The sequence below is a fragment of the Oceanirhabdus sp. W0125-5 genome, assembly GCF_027938815.1.
Taxonomy (GTDB): domain Bacteria; phylum Bacillota; class Clostridia; order Clostridiales; family Clostridiaceae; genus Oceanirhabdus.
The window spans coordinates 2667932-2685291 of the sequence record NZ_CP115913.1; the positions used below are offsets into that span (position 1 = coordinate 2667932).

Annotated in this window: 2 protein-coding genes; both read left to right on the top strand. The window is 28.9% G+C overall.

From position 1 onward, the window contains the following. The first annotated feature begins 262 nt into the window (after positions 1 to 262). On the top strand, positions 263 to 8734 hold the full coding sequence (locus OW730_RS12325) for a non-ribosomal peptide synthetase (RefSeq protein WP_271229314.1): 8472 nt from the start codon (positions 263 to 265) through the stop codon (positions 8732 to 8734). After that, complete coding sequence (locus OW730_RS12330) at positions 8727 to 17108, top strand: non-ribosomal peptide synthetase (protein ID WP_271229315.1); 8382 nt, start codon at positions 8727 to 8729, stop codon at positions 17106 to 17108. Before OW730_RS12325 ends, OW730_RS12330 begins: the two co-directional genes overlap by 8 nt. Positions 17109 to 17360 lie beyond the last annotated feature (252 nt).

The following is a 17360-nucleotide window of genomic DNA, read 5'->3' on the forward strand; positions in this document are numbered from 1 at the left end:
GAAGTTTAAGGTTAATTATTATCTTTGTGTCAAAAGAAGTGACAATTATGACATAGATATCTAGTCTATGTCATAATTTGTATTTTAGTCATATAACATTTTTTTCTTTAGTAATTTTTTTTTAGCATAAAAGATAGATTTTAGTTTGTATTAATAGATTTATTATGTAGACAACTATATAAATTATAAGTTTTACACCTATTTTAGTTATAGAAGTAAATAAATAAGAAAATTATTACCAATAATGAGGAGGAACTTATAAATGGTAAAAAAAGCAAAAATGTCAAAGCATTTAGAAGTATACAAAGAGGCTTATAATTATTGGAGTAAAAAAATAAATAATATTCATAGCGATACAAATATTCCTAAAGATGGGATAAAAGATTTTGAATCTAAAAGAGGAATTTACTCTAAAAAAATAAATTCGAATATTGTTAAAAAAATACATGAGATATGTAATAATAATGATCTAAGTGTATATATATTCTTGGTATCATCATTAGATATATTATTATATAAATTTACAGGAGAAACAAATATAGTAATAGGTTCACCCTTATATCAGGATATAGAAGATAATACTGGTAGGGAAAACAATGCTAATGTTATATTAAGCGATACTGTAAATGCTAATAGTACATTCAAACAATTTCTATTAGAAGTAAAAGATACAATAGTTAAAGCATATAAATATCAGTATTATCCTCTTAATGAAGTTAGTAAAGAGTTTAATGTTTCTATGAATATAGTTAATAACCCGAATATTGTTATTATGCATAATAAAATACATAATATTAATAATAACTATTCAAATGATATTGTAATAAAGTATTTAGAAAATGAATTAAGTTTTTGTGTTGAGTATAATGCTTCTAATTATACTCAAAATACAATAGATACATTAATAAATTGCTATATTAATATTGTTGAACAATGTGTGTTTAATTTGATAATAAATATAAAGGATATAGAGATAATTAATGAAATAGAAAAAAAAATGCTGATTGATAAATTTTATTCCTCTGTTGAAATGAATGATGTAGAAAGTACAATAGATGAATTATTTGAAGTTCAAACAAAAAGAACACCAGAAAATATTGCTGTTGTATTTGGAAACAAACACTTGACATATAGAGAACTAAATGAAAGATCTAATCAGGTAGCGAGAATATTAGTAGAAAAAGGAATAGAATCAGAAAAAATAGTAGGAATATTAGTGGAACAATCAATAGAAATGATAGTAGGTATAATGGGAATCTTAAAAGCAGGAGGTGCATATCTACCGATAGATCCCAATTATCCAGATGAAAGGATTAACTATATAATAAAAGATAGTAAAGTGAACGTAATATTAACGGATGATGAAGAAAATAAGTTCAGTAATTTAAGTGATATAATCACGGTTAATTTGTTAAATAAAGATATACTTAATATAGAGAACTCAAATTTAAATATTAAAAATAAACCAAGTGATATGGCTTATATAATATACACGTCAGGATCAACAGGACGACCTAAAGGGGTAGTCGTAGAACATAGGAACGTAGTAAGTTTAATGGAAAATAATAAATACTTGTTTGATTTCACAAGTGATGATATTTGGACAATGTTTCATTCATTTTGTTTTGATTTTTCTGTATGGGAAATGTATGGAGCTTTACTTAATGGAGGAAAATTAATTGTAGTACCAAAAGCAATAGCGCAGGATACTCAGGAATATTTAAAGCTTTTGAAGAAAGAAGAAGTAACAGTATTAAATCAAACACCAACAGCATTCTATAATTTACTTGAAGAAGAGATGAAATTTGAAAATAGAGAGCTAAAGATTAGATATGTTATTTTTGGTGGAGAAGCATTAAAACCATTAAAACTAAAACAATGGAAAGAAAAGTATTCAGATATAAAGCTTATAAATATGTATGGAATTACCGAAACTACGGTTCATGTAACATATAAAGAGATAACAAGCAAAGAAATAGAAAATAATATAAGTAATATAGGTTCTCCAATAAAGACTTTAGTAGGTTATGTAATGAATGAAGAATTAAAGCTATGCCCTATAGGTGTTGTTGGAGAATTATGTGTAGGGGGACTAGGTGTAGCAAGAGGTTACTTAAATAGAGAGGATTTAACGAATGTAAAATTTGTTAGGAATCCCTATAAACCAGATGAAAGACTTTATAGATCTGGTGATTTGGTTAAAATGTTAGAGAGTGGGGATATGGTATATGTCGGGAGAGCGGATCATCAAGTAAAAATAAGAGGACATAGGATAGAAGTAGGGGAAATAGAAACAATTTTATTAAAATACGAAGAAATAAAAGAAGTGGTAGTGATAGTAAAAGAAAACATGAGTCAGAGTAAATATTTATGTGCATATATAGTTACTGACAAAGATATTAAATCAACAGAGTTAAGAAATTATATGCGGTTACACCTTCCGGAATATATGGTACCATCTTTTTTTATTAAGTTACAAAATATACCTATAACAGCAAATGGGAAAGTAAATATAAAAAAATTACCAGACCCAGAAGGTCATATAGAAACAGGAGTACAATATGAGGCTCCAAGAAATATAGAAGAAAAAGAGATGGTTAACGTATGGGAACAAGTATTAGGTGTAAAAAAAGTAGGTATAAATGATGATTTCTTTACTTTGGGAGGAGACTCAATCAAAGCAATTCAAATTGCATCCCAAGTTAATAAATTGAATAAAACAATAGCAATTAAAGAGATTTTACAAAAAACAACAATAAAGGAACTGACACCATTTGTGAAAGACAAAGAAGAAGCAAGTGATAGTGAAGAAAAGATAGTAGGGCACATAGAGTTAACGCCGATACAACATTGGTTTTTTAAACAAAATTATGAGGCAATAAACCATTTCAATCAATCTGTAATGTTGACAAGTAAAAATGGATTTGATGAAGAAAAGGTAAGGCAAGTATTTGATAAAATAATAGAGCATCATGATATTTTAAGAACTGTTTTTCTAAAAAATGGTGAGATATATAAGGGATACAATCGAGATATCAGTGATAAAATTTATAAAATTAATATAATATATCTACATGATGAGGTTGATAAAAAGGAAAGAATAGGATTGGAAGTGAATAAAGTACAAGCCTCTTTAGATATTGAAAATGGACCATTAATAAACATATGTATATTCAAAGGGGAAGATCAAGATGAGTTACTTATAGTAATGCATCATCTAATAATAGATGGAGTATCATGGAGGATTATACTTGAAGACTTTAATATGGGATATCAACAATCAATAAAACAGAAGAAGATAGAATTTCAGACAAAAACTACATCATATAAAAAGTGGGCACATAAATTAATAGAATACACCCAAAAACTAGATTTAAGCAATGAAAAAAAATATTGTCAATCATTAAAAAGTAAACATAAAGAAATTCGGACAGATAAAAAAGTGATTCAAAGGAAGCAAGAAAAGGCAGAAGTAGTAAGTGTTAAAATTGATAAAGAAAAGACAGCTCAAGTGTTAACAAAAGTACATGAAACGTATAATACTGAAATAAATGATTTGCTATTAACTGCATTAGGAATGACTATAGGTGCATTTAATGGAACTAAAAATATAGTGATAGACGTTGAAGGACATGGAAGAGGAGAGATTATCGAAGGGGTTGATATTACTAGAACTGTGGGATGGTTTACAACAATATACCCTGTGCTTATACAAGTGGAAAAGAGTAAACCTTTATCCTACAATTTGAAGAAAAATAAAGAAAATATAAGGAAAATAAAGAATAAAGAAATTAATTATAATATTTTCAAATATATGACGTCTAATGATAACCAATTGACTCAAGAATCCGATATAATATTTAATTATTTAGGTCAATTTGATTCGGACATAAATACAGAAACTTTTAATTTATCTGATTACTCATCTGGTCAGAACATAGGAAATAAAAACCAAATTTCATATAAGTTGGAAGTAAATGCTGTTGTTATAGAACAAGAATTAAATATTCATATTAAATACAACAATAATGAATATGAAGTAGAAACAATAAAAAAAATAGCTGCCAATTATAAAAACGATTTGGAAAAGCTGATTATATATTGTATGTCGGCAGATAGAGAAAAAACACCGTCAGACTACGGTAAAACTGAAATAACTTTAGATGAATTTGAAGAGATTAATGGATATTTAATGCAACAATCTAAAGAAGAAATACAAGCAATGTATAATTTATCTCCAATGCAACAAGGAATGTTATTTCACAAAATCCAAAATGAAGAATCAACTATGTATTTTGAACAAATAAGTTTTGAGATAGAAGGTAAAGTTGATATAAGAATTATGCAAAATTCATTCAATGAACTCATTAAAAGACATGATATCCTTAGGACAATATTTATATATGAAAATGTTCAAAAACCAATCCAAATTGTATTGAAAGAAAGGCAAAATATAATACATTATAAAGATATATGTAGTTTGGATAATAGAGAAAAGATGGAGTATATTAAAAAAATTAAATATACTGATCGTAAAAATGGATTTGATTTAAGAAAAGATAATTTATTTAGATTATTCATACTAAAAATAGAAGAAAAAAAACATATTATGATATGGAGCCATCACCATATAATAATGGATGGTTGGTGTGTAGGAATAATAATAGATGAATTTTTAGTGATTTACAATAAACTTATAAATAATAAGAAAATAACTTTAAATAATCCAATTCAATACAATAAATATTTAGAGTGGTTAGATAAGCAGAATTATAAAGAAGGGTTAGAATACTGGAAGGAAATATTAGAAGGGTACAATGAACAAATAACATTGCCTAAGAAAACAATCGAGAACGAGCCTTTGGAATATGAAATAGGTGAGGAAAGTTTAATAATTGATAGTAAAATTACAAATAAATTATTAGATATAGTGAAAGAAAACAAAGTAACGTTAAATACAGTATTTCAGGGGATATGGGCGATAATGTTACAAAAGTATAATAATACTAATGATGTAGTATTTGGTGTAATAGTATCGGGAAGGCCTTCAGAATTAGAAGGAATAGAAAAAATGATAGGTTTGTTTATAAACAATGTACCTGTAAGGGTAAAAACAACAAAAGAAATGAATTTTAGGGACTTGTTATTAGAGCTTCAACAACAGCAAATAGATGCCCAAAAGAATAGTTATTGCTTATTATCAGATATACAATCAAATACTGATTTAAAAGGAAAGCTAATAGATAATATATTAGTATTTGAAAATTACCCCTTAACTAAGTTACAAGATAAGGGAGAAATAAATATCGATAAAAATTCCCTAGATGTATTTGAACAATCAAATTATAACTTTAGTATAATAGTCACTCCCGGAGATGAGGTGAAAATTAATTTTAAGTATAATAAAAAAGTCTATGATTTAGATATAGTAAAAAATATTGCACAAAATATGAAAAGTTTATTTGAGAGATTAGATGTTAATGTAAAGTTGAAAGATATAGAAATATTATGCACAGCAGAAAAAAATAAAATAATAAATAATTTTAATAATACACGTTTGGACTTTAATAAAGAGAAGACGATTTCTGAATTATTTGAAGAGCAGTTAGAAAATAATTCAGATAAGATAGCAATAGTATGCGAAGAAAGAAAAATAACATATGAAGAACTCAATAATAAAGCTAATCAATTAGCTAAATTATTGCGAGAAGAGGGGGTAAGGCCTGATACAATAGTAGGAGTGTTGGCAGAACGATCTATAGAAATGATTGTTGCCATACTTGCTATTTTAAAGGCTGGAGGAGCGTATCTGCCTATAGATATAGAATACCCAGAAGAAAGAATAAATTATATGTTAAGTGATAGTAATGTAGAGATTATACTTACTAATACACAGATTAATGTGCAAACTATAGGGGATAATAAAAAAATAATAAACCTTAATGATGTGACTATATTGAACAAAGATGTTCAATACATTGAAAATGTAAATAATATTCATGACTTAGCGTATGTAATTTATACATCTGGAACAACAGGAAATCCTAAAGGTGTAATGATTGAACATTTAGGTATAAATAACTTAAAGTGCTGGTTTGAAGAAGGATTGAGTATAGGTAATAATGAACGAATATTGCAATTTGCAAGTATATCGTTTGATGCATTTGGATTTGAAATGTACATGGCATTACTACTTGGAAATACACTCTTCATACCGAACAAAGATGTAGTTACTAGTTATGAGTTACTAAATAAATATATTATCAATAATGGTATAACCACAGTAACTTTACCTCCATTTGTAGCTGCAAACTTGAATCAGGAATGTGGGTTAAACAGATTAATCACAGCAGGTAGTGAATTGAAAGGACATGCAATAACTAATTTGCATGGTAAGTTTGATATAATAAATGCTTATGGACCAACGGAAGACACAATATGTACTACTTATTTTATTGTACAGGATTATGTGGACTATAAAGTTCCAATTGGTAAACCTATATACAATCACAAAGTACTTATACTAGATAGTGATAATAATTTAGTGCCTATTGGTGGAGTAGGTGAACTATGTATATCGGGTATGGGCTTAGCTAGAGGATACAAAAATAAATCACAACTTACAGATGAAAAATTTATAGACAACCCATTTGAGCTAGATGAAAAAATATATAAAACCGGAGATCTTGGAAGATGGTTACCTGACGGGAATATTGAGTTTCTAGGAAGAGTGGATCAGCAAGTAAAAATAAGAGGGTTTAGGATAGAGGTTGGAGAAATAGAAGCCAGATTAGTTAGTCATGTTGATATAAAAGAAGCAGTAGTACTGGTAAAAGAGGATAAAAATAATAGTAAATTTTTATGTGCGTATATAGTGACTAAAGTTGAACTAACTATAGGACAGATAAGAAATTACTTATCAAAAACTTTACCTGATTACATGATACCATCTTACTGTATACAGATAGATTCAATACCTCTTACATCAAATGGAAAAGTAAATACAAGTGCTTTTCCGGAACCAGGTGATACAATAGATACTGGAGTAGAATATGCAGCACCTCAAAATGATATTGAAGAAAAAATGGTTGAGGTTTGGCAAGATGTACTAGGATTAAAGAGAGTAGGGGTAAATGATAACTTCTTTGAACTAGGAGGAGATTCAATTAAGGCAATACAGGTATCCTCAAGACTTAATAAATATAAGATAAAACTTGAAATAAGTGACCTTATGAATAAATCAACTATAAGAGAATTATCAAGTGTAGTAAAAATTAATATTAAAAGTGATGCCTATCAAGGAACAGTAATAGGAGAAGTAAAGCTAACACCAATACAAAAATGGTTCTTTAATCAAAGATTTAATAATATGAATCATTGGAATCAAGCAATAATGTTGTATAGAGAGGATGGATTTGAAGAATATAAAATAACCAATGTTTTTAAAGAAATAGTAAGCCATCACGATGCACTTAGAATGATTTATAAATTTGATGATTATATGGTAAAACAATTTAATAGAGGAGATGAAGAGGGAGAACTATTTAGTATAGAAACAATAGATTTAACAAGTGAGCCTAACTATAAACAAAAGATAACAAAAGAGGCAAGTCGAATACAAAGTAGTATAAATTTAGAAGAAGGTCCACTAGTAAAACTTGGATTAATGAAGACAGTAGAAGGGGATCATTTATTAATAGTAATACATCACCTAGTAGTTGATGGTGTATCATGGAGGATAATCCTAGAGGATTTTAGGCAAGCATATGAAATGGTACTAAATGGAGAAAAAATTATATTTAATGAAAAAACAGAATCATTTCAAGAATGGTCTAACAAAATCAATAATTATAGTAAAGATACAAAGGTATTAAATGAAGAGGATTATTGGAAATCTATATATGAAGAGCAAGTAGAAGAAATAAGAGTAGATTATATGGTCAAAAATGGTAAGGTGAGAGATTCTGATAAGGTTACTACGCACATTAGCAAGGAAAAAACTGATAAGCTTTTAAAGCAAGCTAATAGTGCTTTTAATACTGAAATAAATGACTTACTTCTTACAAGTCTAGGCATTGCATTAAATCAATGGTCAGGGTATAAAAGTGTAATGGTTAACATGGAAAGTCACGGAAGGAGAGGTGGTGTAGAAGGTACAGATATATCACGAACTGTAGGATGGTTTACTTCTACTTACCCTATAATATTACAAGGGTGTGATAGAGGGGATATTTCAAAATCCATAAAGCAAGTAAAAGAAAATATAAGAAGAATACCAAATTTAGGTATAGGACATGATGTATTAAAATATTTATCAGATAAGAATGATATTAATAATTTGATGCACACTAAGAAAGCTGAAATAAACTTTAACTATTTAGGTCAATTTGATCAGGATTTTCAAAATGAAATATTTTGTATGTCAGAAATATCAGTAGGTGATAGCATCAGTAGGGAATCAGAGTTGATATATGCATTAGATGTTAATACGGTGGTAGTAAATAATAGACTAAGAGTTGATATTACATATAATAAGAATGAATTTAAAGAAGAATCTATAAAAATATTTGCTGATGAACTCAAAAATAGTATTTACAAAGTTATAGACTATTGCCTATCAAAAGATGAGGTGGAGTATACACCATCAGACTACGGAAATATCAATATTGATTTAGAAGATTTTAATGAAATTATGGATACTGTTGATGAATTATTGGAGGTGGATTATGAATAAAAATATAAAATATATGTATGAATTGACACCTATGCAAGAAGGAATGTTATATCACAATTTGGTTGATAAAAATTCTATGACGTATTTTCAACAGTGTAGTTTTGAAGTTAAAGGAAAAATAAAAATTGATTTAATACAACAAAGCTTTGATAATATAATTAGTAGACATGATGTACTTAGAACAAGCTTTATATATAAAAAAGTGAAAAGCCCTATACAGGTAGTTTTAAAAGAGCGAAAAAACTTAATCATGTTTGAAGATATTAGCTTTTTGTCTGAAAAAGAAGTAGATAGATACATTTATAAGTTCAAAGAGGAAGATAGAAAAAAAGGATTTGATTTAACAAAAGACAAATTAATTAGGTTAAGCATATTAAAAATTAATAATAGTCGTTACTGTATGATATGGAGCTTTCATCATATAATAATGGATGGATGGTGTATGGGCCTAGTTCTGAATGAGTTTTTAGAGTATTACAGTCGATTATTGTCAGGTGAAACGATAGAACTGAAAAAAGCAACACCATTTAAACAATATGTTAATTGGTTAGGAACTCAAAATAAACAAAATGGAGAAAAATATTGGACAGATTATCTTAAAGGGTTTGCAGAAAAAACAGGATTACTGGAGAATAAATCAATTCAAAAAGTAAGATATAAACAAAACATTTTAGATTGTGTAATAGATGAAGAAACCACAAAAAAAATACAACAGTTAGCAAAAGAGAATAGAGTAACATTGAACACTGTATTTAAAGCAATATGGGGTTTACTACTTCAAAAATATAATAATACAAATGATGCTATATTCGGTAATATAGTATCTAATAGACCACCCAACATAGAGGGTGTAGAGGAAATGTTAGGCATATTTATTAATGCCGTACCAGTTAGAGTTAAGACAAATGAGGAAATGACAATAACGGAATTATTAAAAAAGCTGCAAGAACAAGGTATAGTTGCAGATAAGTTTTCATATATGCCACTTGCAGAAATTCAATCTAAAAACGTGTTGAAAAGTGAATTGATTAATCATTTAATGGTATTTGAAAATTACCCTTTAGAAAATGTACAAAGAAGCAAGGAAGAAGATGACTTAACAATCATAAAAGGCAGTTTTAATATTTATGGTGAAACAAACTATGACCTTAACATTATTATTATTCCAGGGAAAACTATAAATATAAAATTTAAGTATAATGCTAACAAATATGGTGATCAATATATTAAAACAGTAAGTTCGCATATAAAAACAATAGCTAATGCAATTGTAAAACAGCCTGAAATTAAAATCTCGGAAATTGAAATGTTATCAGAAGAAGAAAAAACACAAATAATATATGACTTTAATGATACAAAGATGGATTATCCAGAAGAAAAAACAGTTCATGAGTTATTCGAAGAACAAGCTGAAAAAAATCCTGAGAATGTGGCAGTGAAGTTTAATTTAGATAACCTAACTTACAGTGAACTGAATGCAAGAGCAAACCAGTTAGCAAGGATATTAAGAAATAAAGGGGTAAAACCTAATTCAGTGGTAGCTATAATGGTAAATAATTCATTAAATTTAATAATAGGGATATTAGGAGTGTTAAAAGCAGGAGGAGCATACTTACCAATTGATCCAAATTACCCTAAAGATAGAATAGAATACATGTTAGAAGATAGTGGAACTAAGTTAATCTTAAGTGAAAAGAGTCTAGTTAATGGTATATCATTTAGTGAAGAGGTTATAGATATATTCAATGAAGAATTATATGTAGGAGATTGCAGTAATGTAAATAATATAAACACCTCTAGTGATTTAGCATATATTATTTACACATCAGGAACAACTGGAAAACCAAAGGGAGTAATGGTGAATCATTATAATTTGGTGAACTACTGTAGCTCAATTGTAAGTAAATTATCATTAACTGCAGAAGATGAAACCGCATTATTGTCCTCATATGCATTTGATTTAGGGTACACAGCTATATTCTCATCATTAGTTATAGGATCAACCTTACATTTAATTAAAGAAGATGATTATAAAAATCCTGAGAAGTTAGTGGAATATCTTATGGGTGATATCACGTATATTAAAATTACACCGTCAATATTTAATATGATTATTAACTCAGGATGTGCAAGGGAATTAAAGAGAAGTAAACTAAGGTTGATAATACTAGGAGGAGAATCAATAAATATAAAGGATATAGAGAAATTTTTAAGTCTAGGGGTAGGTAATGGTAATATCCAGATAGTTAATCATTATGGTCCTACAGAAGCAACCATAGGTTGTATAGCAACATTCGTAGACTTAGATAATTTAGAGTGTTTTAGAAATATAATAGGTCGCCCAATAAATAATAACAAAGCATATATAATAGATAGAAACAGAAAGTTATGTGGTGTAAATATTCCAGGAGAACTATGCATTAGTGGAGAGGGATTAACAAGGGGGTATTTAAATAGGCCAGAATTAACAGGAGATAAATTTATAGATAATCCATTTGAGGGTAGAAAGAAAATGTATAGAACAGGGGATTTAGCAAGATGGCTACCTGACGGTAATATAGAGTTTTTAGGAAGAATAGATCAGCAAGTTAAAATAAGAGGATTTAGGGTAGAATTAGGTGAAATAGAATCTAGGTTAGCCAGTCATGAGGAAATCAAAGAAGCGGTGGTGTTAGCGAAGGAAAATGAGGAAGGCAATAAGTATCTATGTGCATATCTAGTAACGTACATAGAGTTAACAGTACGAGAATTAAGGAGGTACTTATCAAAAACTCTACCTGATTATATGATACCGACAAAGTATATACGATTAGATAAGATGCCGGTTACATCAAATGGGAAGGTGAATAGAAAAGCGTTACCTGTACCAGAAGGTAATATGGAGACAGGGGTTGAATATGCACCTCCCACAAATGAAATACAAGAGAAACTTGTACAAGTTTGGGAAGAAGTATTGGGAGTTAATAGAGTAGGGATAAATGATAACTTCTTTGATATGGGTGGACATTCGTTAAAAGCTATTAAGTTAATGTCAAAGATACACAAAATATTTAATGTTGAGGTACCTTTAAGCGAAATATTTAATAGACCAGTACTAAAAGAACTAGCAAAGTATATAAAGATTGATAGTGGGAGTGAGAATGAGTATATTCAAATACAACGCGTAGAAGAAAAGCCATATTATTTAGTATCATCTGCACAAAAAAGATTATATCTTTTAGAACAAATGGAAGGGATTGGGACAAGTTATAATATACCGTCAGCAATGATTATTGAAGGTGAGTTTGCTAAAGAAAGAGTAGAAGAGGCTTTTAAAGCATTATTATTAAGACATGAATCATTAAGAACATCATTTAATATAATAGATGATGAAATAGTACAAATAGTTAATCAAGAAGTAAAATTTAGTATAATGTTTAAAGTTTTAAGTAATCTACTAAATAAAAATGATAGTAATGAAACCATAGATTTAAATAATGAGGTTAAGGAGTTTATTAAACCCTTTGATCTTTCAAGTGCACCTTTACTTCGGTTAGCTCTAATTAGGCTGACAAAGGAAAGACATCTGTTGATATTTGATATGCATCATATTATATCTGATGCTATATCCAAGGAAATATTAATAAGAGAATTTATTAGTTATTACGAGGGAAGAAGAATACAACCGTTAAGTATACAATACAAGGATTATTCAGAATGGCAAAAAAGGCAACTTAAAAAAGAGCAAATAAAAAAGCAAAAAGAATATTGGATAGAAAATTTAGAAGGTGAGCTACCGGTTCTAAACATGCCTTTTGATTATGAGAGGTCAACAGAGTTGAATTTTGAAGGCGATAGAGTAGAAGCACTAATTGATAAACAACTTACAAAAAAAATTAAATTATTAAAGAAAGAAACAGATACAACTATATATATGGTTTTGTTAGCAACGTTTAATATTTTATTGCACAAATATACAGGGGATAAAGATATAATGATTGGCACACCGATTGCAGGAAGGTCACATGCAGATCTCCACAATATTATAGGGGTATTTATAAACACTTTAGTATTGAGGAATAAGCCAGAAGCAAGCAAAAAGTTCGTAGATTTCTTAACCGAAGTAAAAGAAAACTCATTAAAGGCATATGAAAATCAAGATTATCAATTCGAAGATTTGGTTGAGCAGTTGAATATTACAAGAGAAGCAAATAGGAATCCGATTTTTGATATAATGTTTGCATTACAAAATATTTCAAATAGAAGAATAGAATTAGAAGGATTGACTTTTAAACCATATGAATTGCAGAATAATGTGTCAAAATTTGATTTAACCTTAACAGCGCTAGAAGAAACAGAAGATATACTTCTAAGTTGGCAATACTCTACAAAGCTTTTTAAAAAAGAAACTATAGAAAGAATGTCAGTACATTATATAAATATACTTAAAGAAGTACTAAATAATATAGATATTGAAATCTCAGAAATTGAAATGTTATCAGAAGAAGAAAAAACACAAATAATATATGACTTTAATGATACAAAGATGGATTATCCAAAAGAAAAAACAGTTCATAAGTTATTCGAAGAACAAGCTGAAAAAAAACCTGAGAATGTGGCAGTGAAGTTTAATTTAGATAACCTAACTTACAGTGAACTGAATGCAAGAGCAAACCAGTTAGCAAGGATATTAAGAAATAAAGGGGTAAAACCTAATTCAGTGGTAGCTATAATGGTAAATAATTCATTAAATTTAATAATAGGGATATTAGGAGTGTTAAAAGCAGGAGGAGCATACTTACCAATTGATCCAAATTACCCTAAAGATAGAATAGAATACATGTTAGAAGATAGTGGAACTAAGTTAATCTTAAGTGAAAAGAGTCTAGTTAATGGTATATCATTTAGTGAAGAGGTTATAGATATATTCAATGAAGAATTATATGTAGGAGATTGCAGTAATGTAAATAATATAAACACCTCTAGTGATTTAGCATATATTATTTACACATCAGGAACAACTGGAAAACCAAAGGGAGTAATGGTGAATCATTATAATTTGGTGAACTACTGTAGCTCAATTGTAAGTAAATTATCATTAACTGCAGAAGATGAAACCGCATTATTGTCCTCATATGCATTTGATTTAGGGTACACAGCTATATTCTCATCATTAGTTATAGGATCAACCTTACATTTAATTAAAGAAGATGATTATAAAAATCCTGAGAAGTTAGTGGAATATCTTATGGGTGATATCACGTATATTAAAATTACACCGTCAATATTTAATATGATTATTAACTCAGGATGTGCAAGGGAATTAAAGAGAAGTAAACTAAGGTTGATAATACTAGGAGGAGAATCAATAAATATAAAGGATATAGAGAAATTTTTAAGTCTAGGGGTAGGTAATGGTAATATCCAGATAGTTAATCATTATGGTCCTACAGAAGCAACCATAGGTTGTATAGCAACATTCGTAGACTTAGATAATTTAGAGTGTTTTAGAAATATAATAGGTCGCCCAATAAATAATAACAAAGCATATATAATAGATAGAAACAGAAAGTTATGTGGTGTAAATATTCCAGGAGAACTATGCATTAGTGGAGAGGGATTAACAAGGGGGTATTTAAATAGGCCAGAATTAACAGGAGATAAATTTATAGATAATCCATTTGAGGGTAGAAAGAAAATGTATAGAACAGGTGATTTAGCAAGATGGCTACCTGACGGTAATATAGAGTTTTTAGGAAGAATAGATCAGCAAGTTAAAATAAGAGGATTTAGGGTAGAATTAGGTGAAATAGAATCTAGGTTAGTCAGTCATGAGGAAATCAAAGAAGCGGTGGTGTTAGCAAAGGAAAATGAGGAAGGCAATAAATATCTATGTGCATATCTAGTAACGAACATAGAGTTAACAGTACGAGAATTAAGGAGGTACTTATCAAAAACTCTACCTGATTATATGATTCCGACAAAGTATATACGACTTGCTAAGATGCCGGTTACATCAAATGGGAAGGTGAATAGAAAAGCGTTACCTGTGCCAGAAGGTAATATGGATACAGGGGTAGAGTATGCACCTCCCACTAATGAAATACAAGAGAAACTTGTACAAGTATGGGAAGGTCTGTTAGGGGGAGAACGGATAGGCATAGATGTTAATTTTTTTGATGTTGGTGGAGACTCAATTAAAGCTATACAAGTAGTGTCACGTCTTAAACAATATGGTTTTAGATTAGAGTTGAATGATGTCTTAAAAAATTTAACTATAAGGCAATTATCAGAAAAAGTTAAGAAAAATATAAGTAATCAAGCTGATCAAGGTATTGTTGAAGGAGAAGTTAAGCTTACACCAATTCAAATTAGTTTCTTTAATAATAAGTATACCCAGATGAACCATTGGAATCAAGCCGTGATGCTATTTAGAGGTGAAGGGTTTGATTACAATGCCGTGACTTCTTCATTCAATAAAATAATAGAACATCATGATGCATTAAGAATGATTTATAAATTTGAAGATGGACAAGTGAAACAGTATAATAGAGGGTGCTCAAATAGTGATATGTATGCTCTAGAAGTAGTGGATTTTAGCTATGAAATTGATTACAAAAAACGAATAGAAAAAGAAGCAAACCGAGTTCAAGGTAGCATTGATTTAGAGAAAGGTCCACTTGTAAAACTTGGATTAATGAAAACAGCAAAAGGTGATCATTTGTTAATAGTAATACATCATCTAGTAATTGATGGTATATCATGGAGAATAATATTAGAAGACTTTAAACAAGCTTACCAGATGGCAATTACAGGAGAAGAAATAGTTTTAAATAGTAAAACAGAATCATATAAGAATTGGGCTTTGAGTCTTGAACGATATGCTAAAGAAAGTAACTTATCAGAAGAAAAGGTTTTTTGGCAGACAATATATGAAAAGCCTGTAGAGCGATTAATAGTGGATCATGTAGTAGAAAAAAGTATAAGAAAAGATTCAAACACAGTTACTATTGCATTTACACAAGAACAAACTACTAACCTTATAAAAAGAGCCAATCAAGCCTATAATACTCAAATAAATGATTTACTACTTACAAGCTTAGGAATTGCTTTAAATGAATGGATGGGTTATAAAAGTATCCTGGTTGATTTAGAAGGTCATGGACGGGAGAATATAATGGATGATATAGATATATCAAGAACAGTAGGATGGTTTACCTCAAAATACCCAGTAGTACTTGAAGATTGCAATTTAAACGATATATCAAATTCTATAAATAAGATAAAGCAAAACATAAGAGATATACCACATAAAGGTATACATCATAATATTTTGAGATATCTTACTGAAAAAGAAAATAATAGAAAAATATTATTCAAAAATCAACTGGATATTAGCTTTAATTACCTTGGTCAATTCAACGAAGATATAGAAAATGAAGTGTTTGGTATTTCAGAGATATCAACAGGTGAAAGTATGGGAAAAGAATCAGAAATGTATTACAAACTTAGTATTAATGGAATAGTTGTAGGCAATAAATTAACCTTGGATATCACATACAATAAACAGGAGTATAACCTAGAGACGATAAAAAGATTAGCAGAAGTATACAAAAGTACTCTGAGTAAAGTAATAGAGCATTGTATCTCAAAAGAAGAGATAACTTATAAATTATTAGTTGATAATGATAAAAAAATAGATATTGAAGATTATACATTGCTGAATAAAAAAAGACAAAAATGCATATTTGCTTTCCCTCCTGCTATGGGATTAGGTGCTGCCTATCATAAGGTAGCAAAATGCATAGATTCTCATACGCTCTATAGTTTTGAGTTTATCGAGCACGAAGATAGAATCAAGATATATGCAGATTATATTACAAAAATATCACATGAACAATCATATATACTTATGGGATATTCAGCAGGAGGTAATTTAGCATTTGAAGTTGCAAAAGAATTAGAATTAAGGGGTAGAGATGTTTCGGCCATAATTATGATCGATGCCCATAGAAAAGATAAAGTGTTAAATAAAGATAAGTTAGTAATAGACGATGCCACAAGGTGCTTAATAGAAAATTACCTTCATGAAAATACGAATGAGCATATGAGTGTTGAAGATGTAATCAGTACCTTTGGAGCTAAAATTCAAAGTTATCATGCATATTTTTGTGATTTGATAAATTATGGTAAGGTGAATTGTAACATTTATGTATTGCAAGATTCTACGACAAAAAAAGATGATTTATTGCCAAAATGGGCAGAGTCAACAATGGGTAAATTAGAGATAGTAAAAGGAATAGGGGAACACGAGAACTTGTTGTCAGAATTAAATTATGTAAAACATAATGTAAAAATAATTAATACATTCCTAAGAAGAATAAGCAATAGATGATTATAATTTAACAATGATTTTTTTATCTAGTTTCTTAATTAATCGTAAGCACTAGATAATAACCTGTATAGCATAAGTTGGAGTATTTAGCTACAATTAGTAGTAAAATACTCCAACTATTATTTTTTCTCATATCTCTTCTGCCAGCAGCTTATCCACGACTACTTCATGCTTTTTAGGGATTTTGAATTAATAGGTTCATCATAAGCAGTTTTTTCATTAAGATTCAGATAGTAAGTGCTTACCGAAATG